The 25,631-nt window shown below is 71.9% G+C and carries 29 protein-coding genes; 18 read left to right on the top strand and 11 right to left on the bottom strand.

The window, feature by feature from the left end; genetic code table 11:
• Positions 1 to 19: 19 nt before the first annotated feature.
• The 3 genes from QSK26_RS32845 to QSK26_RS32835 form a co-directional block, all read right to left on the bottom strand.
• Positions 20 to 1,066, bottom strand: a complete 1,047-nt coding sequence (locus QSK26_RS32845; RefSeq protein WP_285779203.1) for a BMP family lipoprotein — start codon at positions 1,064 to 1,066, stop codon at positions 20 to 22.
• Positions 1,063 to 1,791 carry a PfkB family carbohydrate kinase gene (locus tag QSK26_RS32840; protein WP_285779202.1) on the bottom strand — a complete coding sequence of 243 codons (729 nt, stop codon included), beginning with the start codon at positions 1,789 to 1,791 and terminating at the stop codon, positions 1,063 to 1,065. The genes QSK26_RS32845 and QSK26_RS32840 overlap by 4 nt, the downstream gene beginning before the upstream one ends.
• Positions 1,792 to 2,102: 311 nt before the next feature.
• On the bottom strand, positions 2,103 to 3,614 hold the full coding sequence (locus QSK26_RS32835) for a serine/threonine-protein kinase (RefSeq protein ID WP_285779201.1): 1,512 nt from the start codon (positions 3,612 to 3,614) through the stop codon (positions 2,103 to 2,105).
• Between the two features lie 295 nt (positions 3,615 to 3,909).
• Between QSK26_RS32835 and QSK26_RS32830 the strand changes: the two genes are divergently transcribed.
• Positions 3,910 to 4,497 (top strand): CGNR zinc finger domain-containing protein, encoded by a 588-nt coding sequence (locus QSK26_RS32830; RefSeq protein ID WP_285779200.1) that lies wholly within the window; start codon positions 3,910 to 3,912, stop codon positions 4,495 to 4,497.
• A 19-nt stretch (positions 4,498 to 4,516) separates the two neighbouring features.
• Complete coding sequence (locus QSK26_RS32825; RefSeq protein ID WP_285779199.1) at positions 4,517 to 5,005, top strand: phosphatase domain-containing protein; 489 nt, start codon at positions 4,517 to 4,519, stop codon at positions 5,003 to 5,005.
• 12 nt (positions 5,006 to 5,017) lie between these two features.
• On the opposite strand, the gene QSK26_RS32820 is transcribed toward QSK26_RS32825, so the two are convergent.
• On the bottom strand, positions 5,018 to 5,530 hold the full coding sequence (locus QSK26_RS32820; protein ID WP_285779198.1) for a WD40 repeat domain-containing protein: 513 nt from the start codon (positions 5,528 to 5,530) through the stop codon (positions 5,018 to 5,020).
• 18 nt (positions 5,531 to 5,548) lie between these two features.
• Here QSK26_RS32820 and QSK26_RS32815 point away from each other — a divergent pair, with 18 nt between their 5' ends.
• Complete coding sequence (locus QSK26_RS32815; protein ID WP_285779197.1) at positions 5,549 to 5,998, top strand: hypothetical protein; 450 nt, start codon at positions 5,549 to 5,551, stop codon at positions 5,996 to 5,998.
• Positions 5,999 to 6,360: 362 nt separating this feature from the next.
• Positions 6,361 to 7,113 (top strand): serine hydrolase domain-containing protein, encoded by a 753-nt coding sequence (locus QSK26_RS32810; protein ID WP_285779196.1) that lies wholly within the window; start codon positions 6,361 to 6,363, stop codon positions 7,111 to 7,113.
• 58 nt (positions 7,114 to 7,171) lie between these two features.
• On the opposite strand, the gene QSK26_RS32805 is transcribed toward QSK26_RS32810, so the two are convergent.
• Together QSK26_RS32805 and QSK26_RS32800 are read right to left on the bottom strand one after the other, a co-directional pair.
• Positions 7,172 to 8,377 (bottom strand): sensor histidine kinase, encoded by a 1,206-nt coding sequence (locus QSK26_RS32805; protein WP_285779195.1) that lies wholly within the window; start codon positions 8,375 to 8,377, stop codon positions 7,172 to 7,174.
• Positions 8,374 to 9,030, bottom strand: coding sequence for a response regulator transcription factor (locus QSK26_RS32800; protein ID WP_285779194.1), 657 nt, complete (start codon positions 9,028 to 9,030; stop codon positions 8,374 to 8,376). Before QSK26_RS32800 ends, QSK26_RS32805 begins: the two co-directional genes overlap by 4 nt.
• A 162-nt stretch (positions 9,031 to 9,192) precedes the next feature.
• Here QSK26_RS32800 and QSK26_RS32795 point away from each other — a divergent pair, with 162 nt between their 5' ends.
• From QSK26_RS32795 to QSK26_RS32775, 5 genes are all read left to right on the top strand, one after another.
• Positions 9,193 to 9,702: a hypothetical protein gene (locus tag QSK26_RS32795; RefSeq protein WP_285779193.1), complete on the top strand. Its 510-nt coding sequence runs from the start codon at positions 9,193 to 9,195 to the stop codon at positions 9,700 to 9,702.
• On the top strand, positions 9,702 to 10,823 hold the full coding sequence (locus QSK26_RS32790; protein WP_285779192.1) for a peptidoglycan-binding protein: 1,122 nt from the start codon (positions 9,702 to 9,704) through the stop codon (positions 10,821 to 10,823). Before QSK26_RS32795 ends, QSK26_RS32790 begins: the two co-directional genes overlap by 1 nt.
• Positions 10,824 to 10,831: 8 nt before the next feature.
• The gene (locus QSK26_RS32785) at positions 10,832 to 11,566 is read left to right on the top strand and encodes an ABC transporter ATP-binding protein (RefSeq protein ID WP_285779191.1); all 735 of its coding nucleotides are present in this window, start codon (positions 10,832 to 10,834) and stop codon (positions 11,564 to 11,566) included.
• Positions 11,566 to 12,789: an ABC transporter permease gene (locus tag QSK26_RS32780; protein WP_285779190.1), complete on the top strand. Its 1,224-nt coding sequence runs from the start codon at positions 11,566 to 11,568 to the stop codon at positions 12,787 to 12,789. Before QSK26_RS32785 ends, QSK26_RS32780 begins: the two co-directional genes overlap by 1 nt.
• An 84-nt stretch (positions 12,790 to 12,873) precedes the next feature.
• The gene (locus QSK26_RS32775) at positions 12,874 to 13,020 is read left to right on the top strand and encodes a hypothetical protein (RefSeq protein ID WP_285779189.1); all 147 of its coding nucleotides are present in this window, start codon (positions 12,874 to 12,876) and stop codon (positions 13,018 to 13,020) included.
• A 162-nt stretch (positions 13,021 to 13,182) separates the two neighbouring features.
• On the opposite strand, the gene QSK26_RS32770 is transcribed toward QSK26_RS32775, so the two are convergent.
• From QSK26_RS32770 to QSK26_RS32755, 4 genes are all read right to left on the bottom strand, one after another.
• Positions 13,183 to 13,491 (bottom strand): TetR family transcriptional regulator C-terminal domain-containing protein, encoded by a 309-nt coding sequence (locus QSK26_RS32770; RefSeq protein WP_285779188.1) that lies wholly within the window; start codon positions 13,489 to 13,491, stop codon positions 13,183 to 13,185.
• Positions 13,449 to 14,093, bottom strand: coding sequence for a hypothetical protein (locus tag QSK26_RS42180; protein ID WP_502888770.1), 645 nt, complete (start codon positions 14,091 to 14,093; stop codon positions 13,449 to 13,451). Before QSK26_RS42180 ends, QSK26_RS32770 begins: the two co-directional genes overlap by 43 nt.
• A gap of 46 nt (positions 14,094 to 14,139) precedes the next feature.
• A complete protein-coding gene (locus tag QSK26_RS32760; protein WP_285779186.1) occupies positions 14,140 to 14,985 on the bottom strand; it encodes a hypothetical protein in 846 nt (281 codons plus the stop codon).
• Between the two features lie 103 nt (positions 14,986 to 15,088).
• On the bottom strand, positions 15,089 to 15,256 hold the full coding sequence (locus QSK26_RS32755) for a hypothetical protein (protein WP_285779185.1): 168 nt from the start codon (positions 15,254 to 15,256) through the stop codon (positions 15,089 to 15,091).
• 45 nt (positions 15,257 to 15,301) lie between these two features.
• Between QSK26_RS32755 and QSK26_RS32750 the strand changes: the two genes are divergently transcribed.
• Complete coding sequence (locus tag QSK26_RS32750; RefSeq protein WP_285779184.1) at positions 15,302 to 15,964, top strand: hypothetical protein; 663 nt, start codon at positions 15,302 to 15,304, stop codon at positions 15,962 to 15,964.
• A gap of 118 nt (positions 15,965 to 16,082) precedes the next feature.
• On the opposite strand, the gene QSK26_RS32745 is transcribed toward QSK26_RS32750, so the two are convergent.
• Positions 16,083 to 17,357 (bottom strand): hypothetical protein, encoded by a 1,275-nt coding sequence (locus QSK26_RS32745; RefSeq protein WP_285779183.1) that lies wholly within the window; start codon positions 17,355 to 17,357, stop codon positions 16,083 to 16,085.
• A gap of 136 nt (positions 17,358 to 17,493) precedes the next feature.
• On the opposite strand from QSK26_RS32745, the gene QSK26_RS32740 reads away from it, so the two are divergent.
• From QSK26_RS32740 to QSK26_RS32705, 8 genes are all read left to right on the top strand, one after another.
• Positions 17,494 to 18,522 (top strand): ABC transporter substrate-binding protein, encoded by a 1,029-nt coding sequence (locus QSK26_RS32740; RefSeq protein ID WP_285779182.1) that lies wholly within the window; start codon positions 17,494 to 17,496, stop codon positions 18,520 to 18,522.
• The gene (locus QSK26_RS32735; protein WP_285779181.1) at positions 18,519 to 19,538 is read left to right on the top strand and encodes a FecCD family ABC transporter permease; all 1,020 of its coding nucleotides are present in this window, start codon (positions 18,519 to 18,521) and stop codon (positions 19,536 to 19,538) included. Before QSK26_RS32740 ends, QSK26_RS32735 begins: the two co-directional genes overlap by 4 nt.
• A complete protein-coding gene (locus tag QSK26_RS32730; RefSeq protein WP_285779180.1) occupies positions 19,535 to 20,611 on the top strand; it encodes a FecCD family ABC transporter permease in 1,077 nt (358 codons plus the stop codon). The genes QSK26_RS32735 and QSK26_RS32730 overlap by 4 nt, the downstream gene beginning before the upstream one ends.
• Before the next feature lie 35 nt (positions 20,612 to 20,646).
• A complete protein-coding gene (locus QSK26_RS32725; RefSeq protein WP_285779179.1) occupies positions 20,647 to 21,522 on the top strand; it encodes an ABC transporter ATP-binding protein in 876 nt (291 codons plus the stop codon).
• A 47-nt stretch (positions 21,523 to 21,569) separates the two neighbouring features.
• Positions 21,570 to 21,680, top strand: coding sequence for a streptamidine family RiPP (gene amiA / locus QSK26_RS32720; RefSeq protein WP_285779178.1), 111 nt, complete (start codon positions 21,570 to 21,572; stop codon positions 21,678 to 21,680).
• A 116-nt stretch (positions 21,681 to 21,796) separates the two neighbouring features.
• The gene (locus tag QSK26_RS32715; protein ID WP_285779177.1) at positions 21,797 to 22,660 is read left to right on the top strand and encodes a hypothetical protein; all 864 of its coding nucleotides are present in this window, start codon (positions 21,797 to 21,799) and stop codon (positions 22,658 to 22,660) included.
• A gap of 14 nt (positions 22,661 to 22,674) precedes the next feature.
• The gene (locus QSK26_RS32710) at positions 22,675 to 24,222 is read left to right on the top strand and encodes a CocE/NonD family hydrolase (protein ID WP_285779176.1); all 1,548 of its coding nucleotides are present in this window, start codon (positions 22,675 to 22,677) and stop codon (positions 24,220 to 24,222) included.
• Positions 24,219 to 25,631 carry a YcaO-like family protein gene (locus tag QSK26_RS32705; protein ID WP_285779175.1) on the top strand — a complete coding sequence of 471 codons (1,413 nt, stop codon included), beginning with the start codon at positions 24,219 to 24,221 and terminating at the stop codon, positions 25,629 to 25,631. The genes QSK26_RS32710 and QSK26_RS32705 overlap by 4 nt, the downstream gene beginning before the upstream one ends.

The raw sequence follows: 25,631 nt of genomic DNA, 5'->3' as shown, positions 1-25,631 counted from the left end.
GTCTGGCCTCCCTTCCGGGTCACGGCTTGACAGAGCCGTCGATGAGGCCGGCCCGGATCTTGTCCAACTCCGCGCCGAGGGCGGGGCCGGCCCGGTCCGCCAAGTCGTGGAAGGGCGCGACCCCGACGCCGTTGTTCGCCAGGGTGCCGACGTAGTCGGCCGCGCCGGCCGCGCCGGCCGCGTCGCCCGTCGCGCCGGCCGCCTGGGCGACCGCCACGTCGACATGCTTCAGCACCGACGTGAGGAACAGGTCCTGATACTTCGGATCCGACTCGTACCCGTCGGTGTCGACGCCGATGAGCGCGGCGGACGTCCCGCGGTCGCGGATCGCCTCCGCCGCGGACTGGTAGATCGGACCGCCGACCGGCATCAGTACGTCAGCGTCCTGGTCCAGCAGGCTCTGGGCGACCGTCTTGGCCTCGACGCCCGCCGCGTAGCCGCCCACGAACGTCCCCGTCTGCTTGGCGACGTTCCATCCGACCACCGTCACGGAGGCGTTGTGCTGCCTGTTGAAGTAGTCGACGCCGCGGGCGAAGCCGTCCATGAACGCGGTGACGGGCGGGATCTGCGTGCCGCCGTACGTGCCGACCACGCCGGTGGTCGAGTAGCTCGCCGCGGTGTAGCCGGCCAGGAACGCGGCGGGCGTGATGTCGAAGGTTATCGTCGTCACGTTCGGAAGGTCGATCGAACCGTCGTCGACGATCGCGAACCGGATCTCCGGGTTCGCCTCGGCGGCGGATCTGATGGCGTCGACCAGATTGAAACCGATGCCGACGACCAGTTTGCAGTCGCCGCTGACCAGGCTCTCGACGTTCGGCACGTAGTCGTCGGGGGTGCGCGAGATCGTCACGGTCGGCTCGGTCCCACCCGCCCGGGTCAGCCCGACGTAGGTCAGTTCGTTGAACGAGCCGTCGTCGATCCCGTTCGTGTCCGTGACCATACAGAGCGACGGCGCCGCCTCGTCCGCACCGCCGCTTGTGGGCGGTGCGCCGCATCCGGCCAGTGTCGTGCTCGTCGCCGCCATCAGGAAGGCCAGCACGCCGACCCGCACCTTGTTCATGTTCATCGATTACTTCCTTGTTCATGTCCGATGCCCGATGCGCCCCAGCGGCGCACCGCACGAGCCCCGGCGGCGACGCCGTCCTCCGCGGCTTCGTGCAGGGAAAGGCCCCGGCTCAGTGCGGCGGCGACCGCTCCCACGAGGGCGTCGCCCGCTCCCGACGTGTCCACGACGACGTCGACCGGAGGTGCCGGCACCCGGCGAATCCCGCCGTCGGGCGAGATGATCGCAGCGCCCTCGGCGCCGAGCGTGATGATGACGTCGATACCCCATCGCCGCGCGATGTCCGCCTGGGCGACGAGCGTGGCGTTCGCCCCGCCCCTGGCGCGCGTCCTGTCGAGGACGGCGGCGATGGCCAGGTCGGGCGTGAGCGCCGCGTTGGCGCACCGGTCGACGATGATGGCGTTCTCGCCGTGGTCGTCGACCATGACCCAGGCCCGACCGGTGGGGCGGGTCTGATCGCGCACCGGCCGGACCTCGACAGCCCGTGACCGTAGCCACCTGAGGGCCTGTGCGGCGGCATGGTCCTCGCCCGGCGCGCAGACGATGCCGACGGACGCTCCGGCCTCCGCCGCGGCGACGGCCTGATTGGCTCCCTTGCCCTCGAGCCGGCGGTGGTTCGTCGCGGCGAGGACGGTCTCGCCCGGGAGGGGCAGCATGGCGACGCGGATCGTCGTGTCGAGATTCACGGATCCGACAACGACGACGGTCGGTTCGAAGGTTAACGCCATGAAGCATCCAATCGATTAGATGACGACGTTTCTAATCGATTAGGCGAGCAATCGCAACCCCCTCGAACCGTCCGAGACGAGACTGAAAGGAGGGCGCGGAGCGGTGCGGCGGTCGTACTGGCGGAGGCTCCACCCCACCGCCAACGGCTTGGTCGGGGCGCGGAAGCGGTGAGCTCTTTCATCCTGATCAGCGGTCTGCTTCGACGCCTTCGAGGAAGCCGCCACGAGGCTTGGGCTCCGGCAAACCGTCGGCCTGGTGGGCGGCCCGCAGCACCGATGCTCTCGGACGCGCCCCGATCAACTACGCCTGACTACTCGTCGTCGTCATCGTCGTCATCGTCGTCGTCGCGAGAGCGCCCACGATCGTCCTGTACCGCCTTGAGGGAACCAGTGAGGAACGTGGTCAGAGGGCCGGGGGCGAGCCTCCTCTCCCGGCGAGCCTCGCTCAGGTCTCTCACCAGTTCCTGGATCTCCTCGCGCGATTCGCGGACCTTGCCCTCGCTCAGCTTCTCGCCCGCTTCACGGATCTTCCTGTGTGCTTTCCTCGCCAGGTCCCTGTCGATCCCGCCACGGCTCTGCTGAGCGCTCACCGCGCGGTCGAAGGCGATCAGCCAGACGCGCGGGTCCTGCTCGGCCGATCGGGACGGCGGCGAGGCGGGCGTGGGCGTCGGGCTCGTCGTAAGCTTGGCGGCCACGGTGGCGGTGGGGGTGGCCGATGGCGCGGGCCGCGTCGACTCGTGAACAGTGGCGGTGGCGGACGGTACCGGGGCCGCCGTCTCGTCCTCCGAGTCGGAGAACACCGCGACCGCCCCCAGGGGGACGACCACAACGGCGCCGAGGGCCACCGCGAGCCGCACCAGGGGACGCCGCCCCTGCGCCGACGTGGCAGCCGGGCCGGGCCGGGGAACCTCCAGCACAGTGGTGTCGCCGACGCGAGCCGTACCCGGCGGGGGAACCTGCGCCGCCGGAGCCGGCCGCCAGGCGGGCCTCACCCCACGGGCCGAGTGGGCGATGGCCGCCAGGACCTGCCCGACCTGCTCGGCGCCGGCGGGCCGCTCAGCCGGTTTCTTGGCGAGCATGGCCCCGATCAGCCGCTCCAGCTCGGCGGGGATGTCGGGCCGGTGGCTGCTCGGCCTGGCTGGGGCGCGGTGCACGTGCTGGTGGATCAGTTCGGGCGCCGAGCCGGTGAACGGCGGCTGCCCGCACAGTAACTCGTAGGCCACGCAGCCGAGCGCGTACAGGTCGCAGGCGGCCTGCCCGCCCGATCCGTCGATCTGTTCGGGAGCGAGGTAGGCGGCGGTGCCCACGAACGTGCCGACCGCGGTCAGCCGGGCGGCCTCGCTCGCGATGTGCGCCAGCCCGAAGTCGACCACCTTGAGCGTGCCGTCGCCTGCCAGGTGGAGGTTGGCGGGCTTGATGTCGCGGTGGACCACGCCGACCCGGTGAGCCGCCGCCAGACCGGCTGCGGCCTGGGCGAGCAGGGCACAGGCCTCACCGACGGGCAACCGGCTGCGCACGGCCAGTTCGGCGGCGAGGTTGCGGCCGGTGAGCAGTTCCATCACCAGGAAGCGGCGGCTTCCCTCCAGGCCGATGTCCAGCACGGTGACCACGTTGCGGTGCATGATCTGGGCGGCGGCCCGTGCCTCGCGGGCGAAGCGGTCGGCGGCGGAGACGCCGGCCACCAGCGGATTGAGGATCTTGACCGCGACCGGCATGTCGAGCCGGTGGTCCACGCCGCGCCACACCTCCGCCATGGCGCCCCGGCCGATCAGCTCCTCCAGCTGATATCGCCCCGCGATCAAAGCTGGCCCCACATCCGGCATCTCGGCACCCATCGGCTCACGTCCCGCGCAGTTCCGGGGCCACCCTATGACTGATCAGCCATACACGAGCACATCGAGGCGCCACCGGCGTCACCCGAAGTGCTCCTGGTGTACGAGTTGCGCTGGTGACAGGCGTGCACCCTCGTCTCGGCCGTCGGGATCCTGTTCGACATCCGCCGCCGACGTGACCAGCTGAAACTCGGTCGTGGTGCGCTCCCTCGGGTGCAGTCCGTCGCTTCATCACGATGTAATGGGTATATTCTCGTTTTATCGGTTACATGGAAGGTGGTGAGGCATGCGGATCTCCATCACCGACTATGCGGTGGGGGCGGCTCTGGCCGGTGACCTGGTCAACACCTCGCCCACCGTGCAGACCACGGCGAGGGACGCCCTGCCGACCCCGGAAGCGTTGACGCGCTTCCTCACGGGGCACGGGCTGCGACTCGACGCGTTGGCGGACGGGCGGTCGCCGACCGGCGACGACGTCCGCGAGGTTCACCTGCTGCGCCGGGAGGCGCGTGGCGTCGTGGAGACCGAGACGGAGGAGCAGGCCGTCGCGGGTGCTGCCGTGCTGGCCGGGCGGGCCGGTCTCAGCCCGGTGCTGGACCGCGATCCCGGCGGGCGGTGGCAGTGGTACGTCCCGACTGCGCCGGGTGCGTCGGCGGCCAGGGAGTTGGCCGCGGTCATCGGTGTCGGGCTGCTCGGCGCCGTCCGCGCCCTGGGCCACGGCCGGTTCCGCGCCTGCGCGGCTCCGGGCTGCCGGGGTGTGTTCGTGGACACCAGTCGCGGAGGGCGCCGCATCTACTGCATGCCTGACTTGTGTGGGAACCGGCTCAATGTCGCCAATCACCGTGCACGGCACCGGCTGGGCAGCGCCCAGTGAGAGACACAAGGAGAACCCGATGCAAGAACCTGGGGACAGCGCGGCAGCCGGCCCGGCCGGCAGGCCGGTGAGCGGGCCGCCTCTCGTCGGCGCCCTCCAACTGCCGGACGGCTCCTGGATCCGCGGGCGCGGCCTGCGCCATCCACTGCCGGAAGGCCCGGTCCCCGACTTCGGCCTGTACCTCGGCTCCGACCGGCTCCGCCGTCGTCACGAGAGCGAGCTGCGGTGGCCACACGCGTGGATCCCGTGGCCCGACTTCCTGTTGCCCCGCGACCACGACCTGGCCGTGCGGGAGATTCGCGCGCTGCACGAGCGGGCGCGGGCGGGCACCGCGGTGGAGGTCGCCTGCGGGGGCGGCGTCGGCCGTACCGGCACGGTCGTCGCCTGCCTCGCCATCCTGGCCGGCCGCGCCCCGGCCGACGCCGTCACCTGGACGCGCGAGCACCACCACCACCGGGCCGTCGAGACCCCGTGGCAGCGCCGCTGGGTACTGCGCTTCCCATCGTAGATCTCACCCGTATCAGCCGCAGACCTGCTGGAACTCTTCTCCCGGTACGTAGCGGTCCCATTCCGCGGGGGTGAGGGGCCGGCCCGCGATGTCGCACAGGGCGGCGGCTGGATTCGCGGGCCGGTTCAGGCGCCACAGCCGGATCGTGGCGTCAGACGAGGGGGTGGCCAGCATTTTCCCGTCCGGGCTGAACGCCACCGACCACACCGCGTCACTGTGACCGGTGAGCTCGCCGCCGACCGGCTGCCGGCGGGCCACGTTCCACAGCCGCACCGTGAGGTCGGTTCCCCCGGCGCCTGCCAGCAGGGTCCCATCCGGACTGAACACCACGGAGTGGACCGCGCCCTGGTGGCCGGTGAGCGGGGGGCCGGCCGGTTGCCGGGTGGCCAGGTCCCACAGCCGCACCGTACGGTCGCCACCTGCGCTGGCGAGCAGCCGCCCGCCGGGCTGAACGCCACCGAGTTGACCGGGTAGGTGTGGCCGATGAGTGGGGTACCGATCGGTTGGTGGATGGCCACGTCCCACAACCGTACGCTTTCCGGTTTGTCCGCCGGGAAGGCGCGGCAGTGCCTGCGCGACGGCGGCCGGATTCTGCTGGCGTGGAATCTACCGGTCGGTCAGGAGGGGCTGGACCGGGTGGCGGACGAGGTACAGGGACGGGTGCTGTCCCCGGGCTGGGACGAGCCCTACCTCGCCGCGGAGCGAGCGTTCCCGCTGGATATCGCCCTGTTCGCGGACGAACTGGCCGGACACGGGTTCGCCGACATCGACCTGGTGTCCCTGCCGTGGCGGACCACGACCACGGCCCGGAACTGGGCGCGACTGCTCGGCACGCGCAGCGCCTACCTCAACCTGCCCGCCGATCAGCGCGCCCGGTTGGTGGCGGACGTCCAGCGGGAGGTCGCGGAGCGGTTCGGCGGCGAGTTCACCATCAAGTACGTGTGCACCCTGCTCACCGCCCGGCTCGTGGATGCGCGCGGAAATCACCTTTGACAGGTAGACCGCGGCGAGGGGCGAGGGGGCCTTGCCAAGGGGGTGGCGGTAACGCTGGGGAAACGAACTGGGTGCTGGTATGCCCTCGTACGTCGCTCCTTGTGAAAGGGATTCCATGATGTTGTCGCGTCGCTCGCATGACCACCGCCCTTCGCGTCGTTCCGCTCTGGGGTTCCTGGGGGCGGTCCCGCTGGCGGCCGGTGGTGTCCTTGCCGCGCAGGGAACCGCGGAGGCGAACGTCGGCCTCTCGTCGGGCTCCGGCCGGATCCCCAAGGACCTGCGCCCCGGAGGCGCCTTCGACCAGCACATCAAAGAACTGGCGGACAAGGATCAGTTCTCCGGCACCGTGATGATCGCACACCGTGGCCGCCAGGTCCTGGCCCGCGCCTACGGCTGGGCGGACAAGGGCGGACTTCTGGGCGGATCTGAAGACCTTCGAGCTGGAGTTCGCCCCAGGGACGAAGAAGGCTTACAGCAGCATGGGCTACATCCTGCTCGGCGAACTCGTGGCGAAGGTCTCCGGCAGGTCGTTGCAGGACTACGTCCGCCAGAACGTCTTCGTCCCGGCCGGCATGAAGGACTCCGCCTACTACAACCGCCGCCAGTGGCTGGCCGACAAACGCATCGCCCATCCGTACATGTACCAGAAGGACGGCACGCGGGTCGACGCCGTCCGCAACCTCGACAAGGGCTCCGTCTACGGCGACGCCGGCCAAGGCAGCAACTCCGCCCGGGGATGGATGGGGACCGGCGGTGGCAACGGCTTCTCCACCGCCCCGGACCTCGTGCGCTTCGCGGTCGCGCTGCAAGGAGGCAAGCTCACCACCCGGCCCTACACGGAGTTGTACGTGAACGGAAAGATCTCCGCCAAGCCGCTGAGAGAGGACACCTCCGGCAGCTCCCTGCGCGGGGAGACCTTCCAGGCATACGGGCCGGTGGCCGCTACCTACGACAACCAGCGCATCGTCACCCACGGAGGTGGCGCAGGCGGCATATCGACCAGTTGGTCCGTCTACCTCGACCTGGACTGGACGGCCGTCATCCTGAGCAATTACGACCTGCAGAGCATCGAGCCGATCATCGACCTGGAACGACGCCTGATCACGGGCGCATAGCTCGGGACTCGCGGACCGGATCACCGGCGCATAGCTCGGGACTCGCGGAACGCGCGCGTCATTCGTGGGTGCGGGGGAGGACGGCCGTCACGACCAGGCCGCCGCCTTCGCGCGGGCGGGCCGTGACGTCGCCGCCGTGGGCGCGGGCCACGGAGCGGACGATGGACAGGCCCAGGCCCGCGCTCCGCGCCGTGACCAGGCGATCGGAACCCAGGCGGCGGAAGGGCTTGAAGAGTTCCGGGATGTCGTAGGGCGGTATGGCGGGCCCGGTGTTGCTGACCTCCACCTCGACGCCTTCCTCCGTCGCAGTACGGCTGACGACCCGCACCCAGCCGGTGCCGTCGCCGACGTTGTGCCGGATCCCGTTCTCGACCAGGTTGTGCACCAGATGTTCCAGCAGGAGCGCATCCCCGCTGGTGGGCGCGGTGCCCGCGGCCTCGTGCACGGTGATCTTCGCATGCTCCGCCTCCTGGGATGCCTGCGCGACCACATGGGCCACAACGTCGGCCAGATCCACCGGTGAGCGGTGCGCGATCTCGTGCTCGGCGCGGGCCAGCAGCAGCAGCCCCGAAATGAGCTGCTCGTGCCGAGCGTTGATCTCCAGCAGGTTCTCGCCAAGCTGCTTGACATCGGGCGATGCCGTCTTGCGGTGCATGGCCAGCTCGACCAGCGCCCGGTTGAGCGTCAGCGGTGTGCGTAGTTCGTGCGAGGCGTTGGCGACGAACCGGCGCTGACCGTCGAAGGAGTGGTCGAGCCGCTCGACCATGGTGTCGAAGGAGTCGGCGAGCTCTTTCACCTCGTCCTCAGGTCCGCGCAGGGCGATCCGCTCGCGTAGGCCGTGGTCGGCGACCGGGGCGGCCGCGATCCGCCGCGCCGTCTCGGTCACCCGGCGCAGCGGGGCGAGGACCCGCCCCGCGACCACCCACCCGAACCCGGCCGCGGCGACGCCGACCACGGCCAGCGCGACCGCCCCCTGGGTGAGCAGTGAGGTGGCCGCGGCGCTGCGCAGTTCCTCTTCCTGCCGTTGCCGCCACTGCATCGCCTCGGCGCCCGTGAGCACGTGGCCGTTCGCGCTGATGAGGGTCATCTCCCTCAGCCGGCCTTCGGGTCCCTGGTACCTGCTGGCGAAGGACTGTGACAGTTGCTGGTTGAACAGCAGGTAGGTGACGCCGAGCAGGGTCAGGCCGGCGGCGAGGAACAGGGCGCCGTACACGAGGGTGAGCCGGGCTCTCAGCGTGAGGCGCGGCAACCTGCGGATGGTCACGTGATCCGGTATCCCTCTCCTGGCATCGTCTCGATGACCGGCGGTTCACCGAGTTTGCGGCGAAGCTTGAGTATGGCGAGGCGCACCGCGCCGGTGAACGGGTTGGCGTGCTCGTCCCACGCCTTCTCCAGCAGTCGCTCGGCGGACACGAGGGCCCCGTCGGCCCGCAGCAGTTCGGTCAGGACGGCGAACTCCTTCTTCGACAGCGGAACGTACCGCCCGTTCCTGAACACCTCCCGGCGCGCGGGGTCGAGGGTGATCCCGGCCCGCCGCAGCACCGGCGGCGTGGCCGGCCGCGAACGCCTCCCCAGCGCCTGGACCCGGGCGGCGAGTTCGGCGAAGGCGAAGGGCTTGGTCAGGTAGTCGTCGGCGCCCAGGGACAACCCGGTCACCCGGTCACAGATCTCCGCGGCGGCGGTGAGTATCAGCACCCGCGCGGTCGACTCCGACCTGACCAGCTCCCGGCAGACGTCGTCGCCGTGCACGAGTGGCAGGTCGCGGTCGAGGACGATCACGTCGTAGTCGTTGACCGCGATGCGTTCCAGCGCCGCTTCGCCGTCGTGCGCGGTGTCGACCGCGTGGGTCTCCTCACGCAGCCACTCGGCTATCGCGTCGGCGAGCAGGCGCTCGTCTTCCACCACCAGCACTCGCATCGCGGCCTCATGCCCCCCTTTGTCGTGTACGCACGGGGTGATAGTGGCGCACGGGGTGTTTGCTCACCGTTTACGCCGACAGAAACGCCACTGAAACGCGCCGCCCTGTTGCATCGCCTCAACGGCCGGCGGAACGACCGGCCACCGGAAGTGGAGAAGATCATGCGAATTCTCGGTGCGCTCGCGCTCGCCCTTGCCCTGGCGGGGTGCGGTACGGCCGGCGGCGGCGCGGACGTGGCGTCCGCGGGCGGCGGCGACAGGGCCGGTGTGAGCAGCCCCGCGCCGAGCCTGGACCAGCAGGAGAAGGGGATCAGGTTCGCCCAGTGCATGCGCGAGAACGGCGTCGACATGCCGGACCCCGAACCCGGCAAGGGCATCACCCTCCAGATCGACAAGAGCGTCAGCAAGGAGACGGTGGAGAAGGCCAAGGCGGCCTGCGCGGAGTTCTCCCCGATGGGCGGTTCCGGAGCGAACGGGCCGGACCCGCAGCGGGTCGAGTCGATGCGCATGTTCTCGCAGTGCATGCGGGACAACGGCGTGGAGGACTTCCCGGACCCGGAGGGCGCCGGCCTGCGCATGACCGAGACCCTCGCCGAGGACCCGGACTTCCGTACGGCACAGGAGAAGTGCTCGAAGGAGTTCCTGCCCGAAGCAGGGCAGGGGGGCTCTTGATGGGTACGGCCACCCTCGACGACAGGGCGGACAAGGACGCGGCCCCCTCCCGCTCGCGGCGGCGCCGCGGCCGCGGCAAGAAGATCGCCGGACTGGTCGTCGCGGTCGCCTGTGCCGGGGCGGTCGCCGCGGCCATGAACGGCCTGGGCGACACCGGAACGAACGAGATGACCAGCACTCTGCCTCCGGCCACCGCCGTGGTGAAGCGGGAGACCCTCGTCGACACGCGGGACGCCGACGGCGAGCTCGGCTACGGCCCGGCCACCACGTCGGTGAGCCGGCAGCCCGGCACGGTCACCTGGCTCCCGGACAGCGGTGCCCAGATCACCCGCGGCGAGCCGCTGTACAAGATCGACAACAGGCCGGTGGTGCTGATGTACGGCGCGACGCCGGCCTATCGCGACCTGCGGACCGGCATCGAGGGCCCGGACGTCAAGCGCCTGGAGCGGAACCTCAGCGAACTGGGCTACACCGACTTCACCGTGGACGACGCGTACACCAGTGCCACAGCCGCCGCGGTCATGCGGTGGCAGGAGGACCGGGGCCTGGAGGAGACCGGCGTCGTCGAGCTCGGCCGGGTCGTCTTCGCCGGAGGCAGGGTCCGCGTGGACAGCCTGGAGGCCGAGACCGGCCAGCCCACCGCCCCAGGACAGAAGGTGCTGACCCACACCGGCACCACCAAGGTGGTCACCGTCCGGTTGCAGGCGGAAGACCGGCAGATGGCGAAGAAGGGCGCCAGGGTGTCGGTCACCCTGCCCGACGGCGACAGCGTGGCAGGCAAGGTCACCGAGGTCGCCACGGTCATCGAGCCGGGGGAGGGCCCGAACGCGGACCCGGAGACGAGCCTTGAGGCGGTCGTCTCCCTCAGCCGGCAAAAGGCGGTGAACGGCCTCGACCAGGCCGCGGTGGACGTGACCTTCACGGCGTCCAGGCGCGAGGACGTGCTGACCGTGCCGGTCTCCGCGCTCGTGGCACTGCGGGAGGGCGGATTCGGCGTCGAGGTCGTCGAGGGCGCCAAGTCCCGCTACCTCCAGGTGAAGACAGGACTGTTCGCCGGCGGCCGGGTCGAGATCTCCGGGGACGGTCTCGCCGAGGGCGCGACCGTGGGGATGCCGAAATGACGCCCCCGATGATCTCTCTGTCGGACGTGACCAGGGTCTATTCCGGCGGGGTCACCGCGCTGGCCGCGGTGTCCGTGGAGATCGGACGCGGCGAGCTCGTCGCCATCGTCGGCCCCTCCGGCTCGGGCAAGTCGACGATGCTCAACGTCGTCGGCACGCTCGACCGCCCCTCCTCGGGAACCGTGCACATCGACGGGTACGACGTATCGACACTGTCGGACAGCCGGCTCTCGGCGTTGCGGGCGACCCGGATCGGCTTCGTCTTCCAGCAATTTCACCTCGCCGCCAAGGTCCCGGCGCTGGACAACGTGGCCGACGGCCTCCTCTACTCCGGCATCGGCCGCGCCGAGCGGCGGCGCCGGGCGGCGGCCGCGCTGGAACGGGTCGGGCTCGGCCACCGCCTCGACCACGAGCCGCACGAGCTGTCCGGCGGTGAGCGGCAGCGCGTCGCCATCGCCCGAGCCGTGGCCGGCGATCCCTCGCTGCTCCTCGCCGACGAACCGACCGGCGCCCTGGACTCCGTCTCCGGCGCCGGGGTGATGGAACTGCTGCACGATCTGAACACCTCGGGCACCACCGTCGTGATCATCACGCACGATCGGGAGATCGCCGCGAGCCTGCCCCGGCAGGTGCGGATGCGCGACGGCCGGATCGTCTTCGACTCCGCGCTCAACTCCGGCTCCGCGCTCAACTCCGGCTCCGCGGCCGAGACGCCGCGGCACGCCGAAGCCGGGGTGGCGTGATGACCGTGATCGATCAGGCCGATCTGCCGAAGCTGGTCCCCGCCAGGATGCGGCCACGCGACGTGATGCGGGTCGGCGCGGTCGGCCTGCGCACCCGCCCGACGCGGGCGTTCCTGTCCGCGCTCGGCATAGCCATCGGCATCGCCGCGATGATCGGCGTGGTCGGCATCTCGTCCTCGTCGGGGGCCGAGCTCGACCGTACGCTCTCGGCCCTGGGCACGAACCTGCTCACCGTCTCGTCCGGCCAGACGCTCCTGGGCGAGGCGGCCAAGATGCCGGTGGACGCCGAGGCGATGATCGAGCGGATCGGCCCGGTGGAATCGGTCTCCGCGGCCGGGCGCGTCGGCGACGCCAAGGTCTACCGGTCCGAGGAGGTCCCCGAAGCCCAGACCGGGGGAATCACCACCTATGCCGCCCGTATCGACCTCCTGTCCACGGTGGGCGCGACGGTGCGCAGCGGCACCTGGCTCAACGAGGCCACCGAGCGCTACCCGGCCGTGGTGCTCGGATCAAGGGCGGCGGAGCGCCTCGGGGTGGGCACGGCGGCGCCGGACACCCAGGTGGTCGTCGGCGGCGTACGGTTCACCGTCGTCGGAATCCTCGACCCGGTGCCGCTCGCCACCGAGCTGGACAGCGCGGCGCTGACCGGCTGGCCGGTCGCGGCGGCGACGCTGGACTTCGACGGGCACCCCACGACCCTCTACACCCGCTCCGACGAGTCGAAGCTGGCGTCCGTCCGCTCGGTCCTGGCCGGCACGGCGAACCCGCAGGCGCCCAACGAAGTCGAGGTCTCGCGCCCGTCCGACGCGCTCGCCGCCAAGCAGGCCACCAGCCAGGCGTTCACCGGGCTGCTCCTGGGGGTCGGCGCGGTCGCGCTGCTCGTCGGCGGCGTCGGGGTGGCCAACACCATGGTCATCTCGGTGCTGGAACGACGCCCGGAGATCGGCCTGCGCCGCTCACTCGGCGCGACCCGCGGGCAGATCCGCACGCAGTTCCTCGCGGAGTCGCTGCTGCTCTCCGCCCTGGGCGGGGCGGGCGGAGTCCTCCTCGGCGCCTGCGTGACCATCGGTTACGCGCTCTACCAGGGCTGGCCGGCCGTGATCCCCACCTGGGCGACGATCGGCGGCCTCGCGGCAACCCTGGCCATCGGCGCCCTGGCCGGTCTCTACCCGGCCGTCCGCGCCTCCCGCCTCTCCCCGACGGAGGCACTCGCCACACCGTAGAACGCGGGCACCGCCTGTCTCGTGCTCTCCCCGGGGGCACCTGTCGGGTGGTGGTGATTGCCGGAGGGGCCGCTGCGGGGTGATGTGCTGCGCCGTCTGCACGACCCGATCACGATGGTGCTGGTGGCGACCGCGCTCGCGGCAGTGATCAACCTGGCCACGATCAACCTGGCCACCAGCACCGTCCAGGTCCGGCAGCCCTGGTGGCCGCGGATCGCGCCCTGGTGCTGAACGGCACGGCCGAAGACGGCTGGGAACTGCTGCCGCTGGACGGTCGCGCGGAGGAGATCGTTTGGCTCTTCCGGTTTCCCGCAGCGGGCGGCCCCGGCCGGCAAGGCCGCCCCGGTGAGGTCGTTGGGCACGTTGGGGGCGAGGACTCGGTGCGTAGGAGCGTCAGTTCAGGCCGCACAGGGCGGCTTCCGCGACGCTCATCAGGTACCGCCGGTCGGGATTGATCGCCCCCATGACCCGCAGCCCGTGCATGGTGGTCATGACGAAGCGTGCCAGGCCCCGCGCATCGCGTGCGTCACTCAGCTCACCGCCGGTCTGGGCCGCCGCGATCATCTCGGTCAGCGCGTCCTCCAAAGACGAGGTGGTCGCCTCCACCCGGGCGGCGACTTCGGGATCGCGGCACAGCCCTTCCGCCGCCGCGCCGACGATCAGGCAGCTCTGCTCGCGCCCGTCACGCAGGATGGTTTCCACCAGATCGACGAAGATGCCACGGAGCAGCTCCCGCGCCGGGATGCCGCTGCGGAGCAGATCGACGCGCCCCGGCCACCGTGCAGAGTCAGGTCCGCCACCTGGAGGTTGCCGTTGATCCCTTCGGAGGTCAGGATGAGGTCTCCTTCGGTGCCGTTGATCTCCCAGCGCAGGTTGTCGCCGCGGGAGAAGGCGCCCCGGTAGAAGACGGACACGGCGGCACCACCGCGCAGGGTGCCGGTGACGCATACCTGGTCGGCCGCCGTCACCGGGATGGTGATCCCCTCGTCGGCCAAGCGCACCTCCTCGCGGCCTCTGACCAGGTTGGCCGATACGCCGGCGAAGTCGCCCAGGGTGTGGTTCACCGCCTCCAGCGCGTGCAGGACCGAAGCCGTCAGCAGTGTCGCCCCGCTGGTCTCGTCGAAGATGTAGGCCTGGTTGCCGATGGCATGCCGGTGACCGAGGCCGCACGCACTCTGAGGATCGGTCCACAGCGGCTTTTCGCGAACGCGGCATCGCCGTACTGAACCGCGCGGTGATGCTGTCGCCGCGCGGCACCGACCCCGTGATCGCCTCGCACGAACACATCCAGACCCCGAACCCACGGTGAGCTTCCCACGGTGGCACGGACATCTTCGGTGAGGCGCTTCCCTATCGCACCGGCTTCAGTACCGCCTGCAGGAGCACGACGCCCTCGCCGTACTTGTCCTCCAGCCGTTGCCGGAGCTCCTTGCCGGCCACCCAGACGCCCACGACCACCTGCTCCTTGATGATGTCGACGGAGGTCGAGGTGAAGGGCTGGCCGAGATCGTCGCCGATGAACTCCTGGATCCGCCGCAGCGTTTCATGGCTGCGCCGGGCCTGGCTGACGCAGAGCGCGCCGCCCCAGCTCTCCCGGATCCACGCCTCCCTGCCGGTCAGGTCGCCGGTGAACTTCACGTTCAGCACCAGCTTGGTCGTGTCGTTGGCATACTTCTCCGCCCACTCCCGCTTGCTGCCGTCGTAGCCGGGGATCGAGTCCAGGTAGCTCTGGTCCAGCCACACCCCGCCCACGGCCGCCTCGTTCTCCAGCCGCTGCTGAGTCGCCTGGAGCGCTTCCTGGGTGGCCTTGGCAGGATCGGCCGGGCGCCAGCCGCCCTCCGGGACGGGGCACGGGCTGTCGAACCTGTGCTCCTCCGGTGTGCCCTGAACCGCCGCCCCTGGTGATTCGGTCACGGTCAGCCGGGAGCCGTCCCAGGTGCCGACCACCCGATACCGACCCCACTTCGTACCCTGGGCGCTCTCGTGCCGAACCTTGGACCAGTCCCAGCCGACGACGTCCGGCCCACTGCACTGGGGTGGCAGCGACTCGGCCATCGCGGCGCACAACTGCGGCCCGTGGCCGGGGCTCTCCAGGACGGAGACGGCGTCGGCCGCGTACGTGACCGGCTTGGCGCCCGCCGTTCCGCTGCCGCAGGCGGTCAGCACGATGAGGGCGAGAAAGGCGAGTGAACGCATGACCTACAGACGTGCCAGCGCTCCACGAGGTTCAGCGACATGCGCTCACGCCCCCACTCGGCACACAGCTACCGAACCCGGCTGGAACGCGGCTCCAGGCAGATCACCGGGTTTCCACGTCCCACAGCAGCTTCCTGCTCGGACCGGATGGCGAGTCCGCTGCCGCCAGGGCCACCACCAGCAGAGCGGACAAAGTGGCGAGCAGGGTACGGCGCCGGAACACGGCACCGTTCTCGCTGCTGCGCCCTGCTTCCAGGAACTCCTGTGGCACGCCCGGTCAGCGTTCTCGGGGCGCAAGGCCGCTTCCTCAAGGGCGATGCCGCAGCGCGTACAGTGCCAGCGAGAGCCCGGCCACCGCCAGGGCGGCGTCGACCGGCGGCCACCCATCGACGCCCGTCGCCTGGGACACGGCCCCTACCTGCCCGAACCCTTCCTCCAGCGCGCCGCCCCCGGATATCTCGATGACAACGCCTGGGATCAGATCGGCGGGCAGGACTGGTTCACCGGCGCGGTGGACCGGCTGACCGCCAGGCACCGGCGCCTGCCCGGCCCGCTGATCGAACACCAGCCCCGTCCGGGCGAGCCGTCCTTCCCGCAGTCGCTGTATCGGCTGGCCGACTACCTCGACCAGCACGGCCGCCGCGAACGCGTCCTGCTCTGCCCACCGGCCGCCTTCTGGGACGCGGCCACCTGTCATGCCCACACCCCGGCGGCCCTGGCGGCTCTGGCTGAGGCGGCATGGAACCGATGCCGCTACCGGCACGCCACCCGCCTCGTCCAGCGGGCCGCGGACATCGCCGATGCCGGCGACGGCGACGTGCTCCGAATGCTGGCCCGGCTGCTGAGGGAGGCCGGTGATCGCGACGGCGCCGAGTGCGTCGGGACGTGGTGGGAAGCGGGTGACCGGGACGGCGCCGAGCGTCTTGTCCGGTTCGGGTTGACCGCTGACGGGGAGATCGAGGCGCCCTGGAGCCAGTAGTCCCGGGTAGTGACCGCCCTGGCGTGCCGCGGCCCGCCGCCTGGTGACGGCCGACCTGGTCATCGGCGGTAATGGTCCGCCGTTCCTCATGGTCCGCAACGGGTCGTCTCGTTGACGCTCAGCGACCGACGGTGTCTCCCGCCGAGCCGTCGTCTGTTCCGATCATGGCCATGTGGCCGCCCTCCTCGAAGGGGGTGGGAAGGTCGAGCGTGCGCAGGTCCGTACCGGCCGAGATGTCGAGAAGGTGGATCTGGCCATGGCCTCCGCGGGTGACCGCGACCAAGGGCGCGGCCGGTGAGGCGGCGACGGCTCGGCGTTGTACGCCGTCCCAGGGAGTGCCGCCCCTGCGGGGAGCGTCGTCCATCGGCGGCAACGGGACGCGGACGAGGACGGCGGGGTCCTCCGCACCGACCACGATCAGCTCGTCCCCGTCCGGATGGATTCGGGAGAAGACGACTCGGCCGGTGCAGAAGGCCAGCCGGAAGACCAGGCCGGGGCCGAGGGGCACCCGCCCGGTGGTGGCGTCGTCCAGCCGGTGCCACCACGCGTCGTTGCTCCACAGCGGCCACTCGCCGGGCTCGCCCGGTCCGCCGCGCACGGTACTCCACAGGATGCGGCGGGCCGGATCCAGCCGCAGGTAGTAGCCCCGTCCCCCGTCGCGCCCCGGAGTGTCCCAGGCCAACGGCGGCGCGGCGACCAGACCGGTGCGGCCGAGGCGGGCGCGGTGCACGCCGGTGCCGGTGGCGGCGAACACCTGTCCGGTCCCGGGGTCCGCGGCGTCTCCGTGGCCGTCGTCGGGCAGCGGCAGCCGGGTGAGCGGTTCGGCCGTGGGGCAGCCCGGGGGAGCGTCCAGCAGGTGGGAGAGCCGGTAGGCGTCCAACGCCCCGGGCATGCGATGCCGCAGCAGGACCAGCAGATCATCCGCACCGCCCGCCTGGACGGCGCGGTCGGTGAGCACGGTGACGCCCGGTTCACCCACGCGGGTTCGCACCCGCGCCGAACGGGGCCGGACGGCTTCGCCCGCGCCCGTCTCCGGCGTCAGGTCTACGACGGTGAGAAGGTCGCTCCACGGCTCCCAGGCGCGGCCGCAGCCGCTGGTCACCACCATGTACCGGCCTCCAGGATCGGCAGCCAGGTGTTCGGCGGGAACGGCGACCGGTGCGGTGGCCACCACCAGCGGATCGCCGGTTCCCGCGGCGAACGGGTCGAGGACGACCAGTTCGCCGGCGAGGTCGTCGACGAAGGCGAGCCTTGCTCCGCCCAGGTGCAGGAAACCGGCGTGCTCGGCGAGATGGCGTCCGTCGAGCCGGGCCAGCGTGCGGCCGGTGCGCGGCTCGATGACATAGATGACGCCGGCGACATGGTCAGCCGCGACAAGTCGCAGAGATGTCACGAATGCTCCCGAGGGCGTTGGATGTACACATACAAATGAAAACCATTATCATGCCGGACAGCGGGTGGAAGGGCGACCCTGGTCCGAACGGCCGCCTCGCCCCCGACTCGTAACCGTCCCTCGACGAGAGAGAACCATGACCATGCCGCGCACCCAGAGCCGCCTATTGCGACGTACCGTCGCGCTCGCCGCCGCCGGGGTCCTGCTGGCCGGCTGCGGTGGAAACGCCGGCAACGGCCCCGGCGTGGGCGTCGGCGCCGGGAACGACACCGGGAACGACACCGGGAACGACACCGGGAACGACACCGTCGCGAGTCTGCCGCCCGTCCAGCCGGTCACCGCCGCCGACAGCATCACCGACGTACAGGGGAGGAAGATCTCCCCCCAGCGCACCCCGGAACGCGTCGTCTGCCTGGTCGCCCTGTGCGACGACATGCTGGCCGAGCTCGGCATGGTGCCGGCCGCCACCAACTCCGCGCTCCTCGCCCACCCCCGGTTCCTGGGCAGGGAGAAGGCGCAGAAGGTCCCGGTCATCCCGGGCGGTTTCATCAGCCCCGAGGTGGAGGCGATCCTCTCCCACAAGCCGGACCTGGTCATCGGCCTGGAGGACACGCACGGGAAACTCGCTCCCGCGCTGGCGGGCGCCACCACGTTCTGGCCGGTGCAGCCCACGACGTGGCAGGACAGTGTCGCCTACCTGCGTGACCTCGCCGCGCTCACCCGCCACGGCGACAAGGCGGTCGCCGCCGAGCAACGGCTGCGGGACAAGCTGTCCCGCGCCGAGAAGGCCAGGAGTGGCAAGAGGGCGCTGATCGTGTTCGGCAGCGACGAGAACTTCGGTGTGGCCACGCCGGGCGGGGACGTCGCGGCCGGGCTGTTCCCGCGGATCTGTGACTATCCGTGGCAGAACCGCGGCGTCGAAGGCACCTACAGCCTGGAGGAGATCCTGGCCCAGAACGTCGACGTGCTCTTCGTGGAGACCATCGCGTTCGGCGCACCGGGCAAGAAGCTGTCGGAGGAGATGGCCGGCAATCCCCTGTGGGCACAGATCCCGGCGGTCAGGAACGGCAAAGTAGTCGAGGTCGACCCGGAAGTGTGGGCCAAGGGCCGGGGCACCCGATCCCTGGGCATCGTCCTGGATGAAGCTACGGCCGCTCTGCGATGACGCGGACGGGCGTCCTGGCGGCTGGGCTGCTGGCCGCCGCCGCGCTGTGCGCGCTCTGCCTCGGCACTCCGGGCGTCTCGCCGTCCCGGCTGGTCGGCGTGCTGTCCGGCGTGCTGTCCGGCGTGCTGTCCGGCGGCACGGCGGATGGGCTGGAGGCGGTGGTGGTGAGGGATATCAGGCTGCCCCGGCTGCTGCTCGCGGTGATCGCCGGGGCGTGCCTGGGGGCGGCCGGGCTCGTCATGCAGGAGGCGCTGCGTAACCCGCTGGCCGTTCCGGAGATGCTCGGTGTCTCCTCGGGGGCGGCACTGGGCGTCGCCGCTCCCTTGGTGCTCACGCTCACCCTGCCCGGCTGGGCCTATCCGCTGCTGGCGCTGATGGGAGCAGGGCTCGGCGGGGTCATTTCGCTGGTTGCCGCCGGGTTCGGCCGGAGTCCGTCCGCGGTGCTGCTGACCGGGGCCGCGGTGGCGGCCGCGCTCCAGGCCGCGCTGCTGGTGCTGATGGTACTGGCCGACCAGCTCGATCTCCAGGTGATCTTCCGCTACCTGCTGGGCAGCCTGTCCGGCCGTACCTGGCAGGCCTGGCACGGCGTCTGGCCGTGGCTGCTGGTGACCGTCCCGCTCGTGGTGCTGTGCGCTCCGATGTTGTCGGTGCTGCGGCTCGGCGACGAGGACGCGAGTGCCCTCGGGCTGCGGGTCCGGCACGCCCGGCTGGCGGCGCTGGCCGTCTCCGTGCTGCTCATCGCCCCTGTGGTGGCGGTGTGCGGCCCGATCGCCTGGGTGGGGTTCCTCGCGCCGCAGCTGGCGCGGCGGCTGCGCCCGGACGCCGACGTGGTGTGGTGGCTCCCCTGGGCGGTGGTGTGGGGGGCGGTGATCACCGTGTGGGCCGACCAGGCCGCGCGTCTGGTTCTCAGGCCGGTGGAGACCCCCGTCGGAGCCTGGACGGCGTTGGTCGGGGTGCCCGCGGGGGTGGCGCTGCTGCGCGGCCTCCGTGCCAGGCCGAGGAGCGGTGCCCGATGACGCTCACGAACGGGTCCGCGGCCACGACCTTCGGCACGCCCCGCGCGGCACGCACAGGACGGCGCCGGCCCGCGCTCGTCCTCGGTGTGCTGCTGCTCGCCGTGCTCCTGGCGGCCGTGACCGATCTGGCAGCGGGGCGCGCGCTGACGGTGGGCGAGCTGTGGCAGGCGCTCACCGGGGGCGCGGTGGATCCGGTCGCCCGTCACCTGGTCTGGCGGGTTCGGCTGCCGAGGGTGCTGGTCGCGCTCGGGGCCGGGGCCAGTCTCGGCCTCGCGGGGCTGATCCTGCAGGCGGCGCTGCGCAACCCGCTGGCGGCGCCGGAGGTCACCGGGGTCACCCCGGGCGCGGTGCTCGGCGCGGTGGCCGCCACGGGAGCGGGCCTGGCCAACTGGGCGTCACCGGCCGCCGTCATGATCGCCGCGGTCGCCGGCGGCTGCGGCGGGGCGGGTCTGCTGTGGCTGCTGACCGGCCGGGCGCGGTCCGATCCGGCTTCCATGGCGGTGTACGGCGTGCTCGTCTCCGCGGCTCTGGGCGGGCTGACGGCGGTGATGCTGCTGGCCGCCCCGGGCGAACTCGGCAGCTTCGTGCAGTGGATGGTCGGAACCACGGAGGCGCGGACCTGGCAGCACTGGACGCTGCTGTGGCCGTGGGCGCTGTGCTGGGGCGTCGTCGCCTGCCTGACCGCGAGCCCCCTGATGCTGCTGCGGTGCGGCGAGCGGGTGGCCGAGGCGGCCGGCCTGGTTCCGGCGCGGGCCCGCGGGTTCGCGCTGCTCTGCGCGGTGGCCCTGACCGCGGGCGCGGTGGCCTCGGTGGGAGCGCTCGGGTTCGTCGGACTGGTCGTGCCGCACGCGGCGCTCGCGCTGCTCGGGGCCGATCTGCGGATCGCACTGCCGGGGGTGGCGCTCACCGGCGCCGTCGCGGTGTGCGGAGCGGACGCGGTCGCCCAGTTGGTCTCGCGGGCGGTCACCGCCTGGGGCGCCGAGCATCTCAGCGTCCCGGTCGGCGCGGTGACCACCTGCGTGGGCGCGCTGGTGCTGCTGTTCGTCGCCCGCCGGCATGCCGTCGAGCCGTGATCGACGTGTCCCCATACGAACGAGGAGTGCAGACCGTGTCCGAACTGATCGGCGATCCCGGCACCGCGCCGGCGAACCCGGCGACGAGTACGGGAGCCGCCGCGCTGGACGTCGACCGGGTGAGTTTCGGCTATCCGGAGCGACGGGTGCTCGACGAGGTGAGCCTGAGGGTGGGAACCGGCGAACTCGTCGCCCTGGTCGGCCTGAACGGCTGCGGCAAGAGCACCCTCCTGCGTCTTGCGGCGGGCGTGCTGCGCCCCGAGTCGGGGCGGGTGTCGGTGGACGGCGCCGACATGGCCGTGATCTCCCGCCGCGCCGGCGCTCGCAGGGTCGCCCTGTTGCACCAGTCCGCCCCCGCCGTGCCGGGCCTGACGGTGCGCCAGCTCGTCCGGCAGGGCCGGTACGCCGCGCGAGGTCCGCTGGGCATGCTCCGGGTCGGCGACGACGCGGTGACCGTCCGGGCGATGCGGGACGTCGGCGTGCGGGAGTGGGCGGATCGACCGGTGGAGACACTTTCCGGCGGTGAGCGGCAGCGGGTTCGCCTCGCTCTGGCCTTGGCCCAGGACACGCCCGTCCTGCTGCTGGACGAGCCGACGACCTACCTTGATCTGCGGCACCAGCTGGAGGTGTTGCAACTGGTCGTCCGGCTGCGCGAGGAGCGGCGGCTGACCGTGCTGATGGTGCTGCATGACCTGAACCTCGCCGCGCGCTTCGCCGAGCGTCTGGTGGCTCTGCGGGACGGGCACGTGGCGGCGGACGGGCCTCCGGACCGGGTGGTGACGTCTGAGCTGCTGCGGAAGGTGTTCGGCATCGAGGGCAGGGTGGGCCGGGACCCCGAGCGCCGGTGGCCGGTCTGCTATCCCGACCGATCTATCCCTCTTGATACCGAAAACCGTTTTCATTATCATTAATCCCGATACCCGGTTGGGTGTCGTTTCCTACCAGTCAGGAGGAACCCATGGAGCAGCAGGTCTTCACCCCGATCGTCGAGCAGGCCCAGCTCCCGCACCTGTCCGCCACCCACTCCAACGCCCTCGTCGAGAACCCCTTCGACGACGAGCAGGAGTAACCGGCTGGGCGGGCCCGTCCGGAGGCGCCTCCGGACGGCCCGTCCCTGTCCCGCCGGCATCCGCTGTCCTGTCCTGTCCTGTCCGCGTCCGGCGCAACGGCTCATGAGGAGGAAACGTGTCGCGGCCCCAACTCGCCCCCGGCGTCGACATCGTCACGGTGCACGGGCATGCGCCCGCGGTGCGCGCTCCCGACGGGGAGTTCCTGCGCCTCAACGCCTCACCCGGGGCCACCACAGAGCTGCTGGAACTGCTCGGCCACGCCGCCGCGGCGGACGGCGGCGGATCGGACCGGGCTCAGCCGGGTGAACCCCGGGAGGTCGAACGACTGCTGGGCGCCTTCACCGAGGCGGGATACCTTGACGCGCCGCCCTCCTGGCCGCCGGACCGCGCCGATGTGCTCGTGCTCGGTGACGAACGGCTGACCTCGCCGCTCACCGAGTTCCTGTCCTCCGCGGGAGCCCGGCCTCGCCCCGCGACGCCACGAGACATCGCGGTACTCGCCGACGGGCGGGCCTCCGACGTCGCCGCGGTGGTCTGGTGCCTCGACCGTCCTGCTCCTCCGGAACTGTGGAAGGACGCCGACCGGCTGCCCGCGCACGGCATCGCCTGGGCTCGCTGCCATCGTGAGGGCTGGCATGCCTGGGTCGAACCGATCGCCGCCGCCCCGGGCGACGTACTCGCCGCTCACGTGGCCGCGCGTCGCCTCGCCGCCACCCCGGCCCACCGCGAACTGGCCGCCTACTGGGCCGGGCCCGCCGCCACCGGCCCTCATCCGGTCACCGGAGCCGCGGCGGCGGCGACCATCGCCGCCCTGGTCACCACCGACCTCGCCGCATGGGCTCAGGGCCGGGCGAGCCGGGGGAACCGCCTGCCCGCTCGCCGGCGCCTGCGCAGAGTCGACCTGAGGGACCTGAAGGTCACCGAGCACTGCGTGCTGCCCGTCCCGCCCGTCGTCTCCACCGCGGTACGCGGTACATGAACCCCTGTCGCAGTATGTTCCTCGTCGCTGGTGACGGCGCGATCCTGGCCGCCGACTACTGCCTGCCGGAGGGGCCGGGTCCGTTTCCCTGCGTCTTGATCCGCACTCCGTACGACCGTCGCTCGCACGCCGCGGAGCTGCGCGCCTGGGCGCGGCGGGGCTTCGCAGCGGTGGCCCAGGACGTGCGTGGCCGGCACGGCTCCGGCGGACGGTGGCACCCCTACCTCAACGAAGCCGAGGACGGCGCGACCACCGTGCGGGTACTGCGCCGGCAGCCATGGAGCGACGGCACGATCGTCGCCTGTGGGGCCTCCTATGCCGCGCACTGCGCACTGGCCACGGCGTTGCAGGACGACCCCGCGGTCCGGCCCGACGCCGTCATCGCCGCCGTACCGGCGCTGGGCCTGGCGGAGACGGCACGCGAGCCAAGCGGAGCGGAGCGGTTGCTGGCGCGGGCGGGCTGGTGGGCAGCCCACGGTGACCGTGCGGACAGCGACCCGTCCGCGTTGCGCCGGGCCCTGGCCGCCGACCCCGGCCTGCTCGACCACCTGCCTCTGCTGGATCTGCCCCGGCGGCTCGGACGCCCGATGCCCTCCTGGGAACGGCTCTGGGCCGCGGAGCGCTCTGGCGATCCCGCCGGAACGCCCGGCACCGGCCCGGGTGCTGTCGGGCGGGCCGGATCGGGAGCGATTCCTCTGCTCGCCATAGGCGGGAGTCACGACCCTTTCGTCCCGGACACCGTGTCGCTGTGGCGGGCCTGGGGCCGCCACGGCTTGGGCGCGGCCCGGCTGTTGCTCGGTCCCTGGGGCCACGCCCTCACCGCTTCTCCGGGCCCGGGAGCCGGCGAAGGTCACCGATTGGCGCTGGGATCGCTGTATGCGAGGTTCGCGCAGGCCGCGCTGAACGGAACGCTGACCGGGCGTCGCGGCGCGGTCGCCCTGGAGGGAACCGGCCAATGGGTGGCCGCCCAGGAGATGGAGCGTCTCCCCAAGCCGGTGCGCATGGACGGCGAGGGCACGGGTTTGCGGGTGCTGCGGGGGACGGAGTTCGTCGCAGATCCCGAACGTCCGGTGCGTTCGGATCGCCTGGATGTGCCCGCGGACGGACGGCCTGACCGGTTCGTGGCCCTCAGCGAGCCACTGCCCGATCCGCTGGACCTCGCCGGGGATGCCGAGGCCCGGATCCTGGCCACGGCGGACACCCCCAGCGCCGACTGGGCCGTTCGCCTGGTCGTCCTCACTTCGCGTGACACCGCCGAGCCCCTGGCCACCGGAGTCGCGCGCACGCGGGCGCCGGCCGGAGCCCACGTGGTGATCAGCGTCCCGCTCGGGCCGATGTTCCGCCGGCTGCCCGCGGGCGTCCGGCTGCGGCTCGAGATCGCGGGGCACCACTTCCCCGCCCACGCCCGCAATCCGCACACCGGGCACGATCCGCTCCGCGCCACCTTCCTACGGGCCTCTCGGCGCACTGTCGTTCCGGACGCCAGCCACCTGTCGCTGCCCGCCCTCGACCGGACCGTCGCGCTCCGCCCCGTCGACCCAGCCGAGGAGATCACCAGGTGACAGCCACCGATCCCGCGTACCACCCCACCGCCACGTCCGCGTCCCCCCTCCCGGTGGACGCGCTGGTCGACCCGGTCTGCGGGCTGATCCGGGCGGTGGCCCCGGTCGAGCACCCACCAGGAACCCCGGCCCGCTACGTGGCGGTGACGGCCGACGTCAGCGACGCCCGCCGGTTCGGCGCCTGGCCCGCTGACCGAGTCGCCCTGGGCACCACCTTCGGCGACCACGAAGGGGCCCGCATCGCCGCGATCGCCGAGGCGGTGGAGCGTTACTGCGGCAACCGCCTGCCGCCCGCCGGCGAACCGGACGCCCCGCTGCGCGCCACCGCGGCCGACCTCGCCGGGCAGAACCATCTCACCCCGGCCGAGTTACCCGCCTACGCCGGCTGGCAGTACGACCGGCCCGGCTTTCCGTACCGGCGGTTCACCGAGGCCACCGAGGCGCTGTGGGCGCGCGGCACCGAGCAGTTGCCCGACGGCGGCGAACGCGACTGCCTGGCACCCGTGGCGCTGACCCATCTCAACTGGCGCCAGGGTGAACTGAAGTCCCTGCCGCGCACCCATCACCTGAACTACGCGGGCATCGCGACCGGTGCGGGTCTCGCCGACGCCGTCGAACGCGCGCTGCTGGAGACCGTCGAACGCGACGCCCTCGAAGTGTGGTGGCACCTGGACGGCCCCACGCGAGGTGTCGAGCTGGACAGCATCCCGGGACTGCCGGCCGACCTCGCGGGGTCGCCGCTGCGGACCTGGGTGGTGGAGATGCCGAACGAGTTCGCCCCTGCCATGGCCGCCCTGGTGCACGACGCCGGTCGCGGCCTCTACGCGGCAGGGTTCGCCTGCCGATACGACCCCGCCGAAGCCGCACGGAAGGCCGTTCTGGAGGCCGTGCACACCTGGGTGTTCACTCAGGGGCTCACCGACCCCGGCGGATGGGTGTTCCAGGCCGTCGACGCCGGGATGCTCGCGAAGGGCCTCTACCTGGGCCACCGGGCGGATCGCCGTTACCTCGACGACGCCGGAGCGGACTTCGCACATGTCCGCGACCTGGGGGCGCACGTCCAGGTCTGGCTGGATGACCGGCTGGCCCCGTTGGCGCGGCGTTTCACCCATCCCGCGCAGACCGTGCCGGTGGACCAGGTCACCCCCGGTTCGCCGCAGCGGCTCCGTGAACGCCTCGCCTCCGGCGGCCACCGCGTCGTCACCTTCGACCTGACCACGCCCGACGTGGCCGAGACGCCGCTGCGGGTGGCCCGTGTTCTGGTCACCGGCCTGGTGCCCAACGCCCCCGCCGCGTTCGCCTACTACGGCTGTCCACGTTTCGCGCGGGCGGCGCTCGCCCGCGGGTGGCGTACCACCGTCCCCACCGGTCCCGGCGACTTCACCCTCGCCCCGCCGCCACACATGTGA

This window comes from Microtetraspora sp. NBRC 13810, from assembly GCF_030268685.1.
Lineage (GTDB): Bacteria > Actinomycetota > Actinomycetes > Streptosporangiales > Streptosporangiaceae > BSRQ01.
Note: the sequence above shows the minus strand (reverse complement) of the source record. Positions and strands in the feature narration are given on the sequence as shown.

What these genes read in the sequence shown, in the direction of transcription:
- QSK26_RS32845 (WP_285779203.1), bottom strand. Translation starts at nt 1,066, where the DNA reads ATGAACATGAACAAGGTGCGGGTCGGCGTGCTGGCCTTCCTGATGGCG.
- QSK26_RS32840 (WP_285779202.1), bottom strand. Translation starts at nt 1,791, where the DNA reads ATGGCGTTAACCTTCGAACCGACCGTCGTCGTTGTCGGATCCGTGAAT.
- QSK26_RS32835 (WP_285779201.1), bottom strand. Translation starts at nt 3,614, where the DNA reads ATGCCGGATGTGGGGCCAGCTTTGATCGCGGGGCGATATCAGCTGGAG.
- QSK26_RS32830 (WP_285779200.1), top strand. Translation starts at nt 3,910, where the DNA reads ATGCGGATCTCCATCACCGACTATGCGGTGGGGGCGGCTCTGGCCGGT.
- QSK26_RS32825 (WP_285779199.1), top strand. Translation starts at nt 4,517, where the DNA reads ATGCAAGAACCTGGGGACAGCGCGGCAGCCGGCCCGGCCGGCAGGCCG.
- QSK26_RS32800 (WP_285779194.1), bottom strand. Translation starts at nt 9,030, where the DNA reads ATGCGAGTGCTGGTGGTGGAAGACGAGCGCCTGCTCGCCGACGCGATA.
- QSK26_RS32795 (WP_285779193.1), top strand. Translation starts at nt 9,193, where the DNA reads ATGCGAATTCTCGGTGCGCTCGCGCTCGCCCTTGCCCTGGCGGGGTGC.
- QSK26_RS32790 (WP_285779192.1), top strand. Translation starts at nt 9,702, where the DNA reads ATGGGTACGGCCACCCTCGACGACAGGGCGGACAAGGACGCGGCCCCC.
- QSK26_RS32785 (WP_285779191.1), top strand. Translation starts at nt 10,832, where the DNA reads ATGATCTCTCTGTCGGACGTGACCAGGGTCTATTCCGGCGGGGTCACC.
- QSK26_RS32780 (WP_285779190.1), top strand. Translation starts at nt 11,566, where the DNA reads ATGACCGTGATCGATCAGGCCGATCTGCCGAAGCTGGTCCCCGCCAGG.
- QSK26_RS32760 (WP_285779186.1), bottom strand. Translation starts at nt 14,985, where the DNA reads ATGCGTTCACTCGCCTTTCTCGCCCTCATCGTGCTGACCGCCTGCGGC.
- QSK26_RS32750 (WP_285779184.1), top strand. Translation starts at nt 15,302, where the DNA reads ATGCCGCAGCGCGTACAGTGCCAGCGAGAGCCCGGCCACCGCCAGGGC.
- QSK26_RS32740 (WP_285779182.1), top strand. Translation starts at nt 17,494, where the DNA reads ATGACCATGCCGCGCACCCAGAGCCGCCTATTGCGACGTACCGTCGCG.
- QSK26_RS32735 (WP_285779181.1), top strand. Translation starts at nt 18,519, where the DNA reads ATGACGCGGACGGGCGTCCTGGCGGCTGGGCTGCTGGCCGCCGCCGCG.
- QSK26_RS32730 (WP_285779180.1), top strand. Translation starts at nt 19,535, where the DNA reads ATGACGCTCACGAACGGGTCCGCGGCCACGACCTTCGGCACGCCCCGC.
- amiA (WP_285779178.1), top strand. Translation starts at nt 21,570, where the DNA reads ATGGAGCAGCAGGTCTTCACCCCGATCGTCGAGCAGGCCCAGCTCCCG.
- QSK26_RS32710 (WP_285779176.1), top strand. Translation starts at nt 22,675, where the DNA reads ATGTTCCTCGTCGCTGGTGACGGCGCGATCCTGGCCGCCGACTACTGC.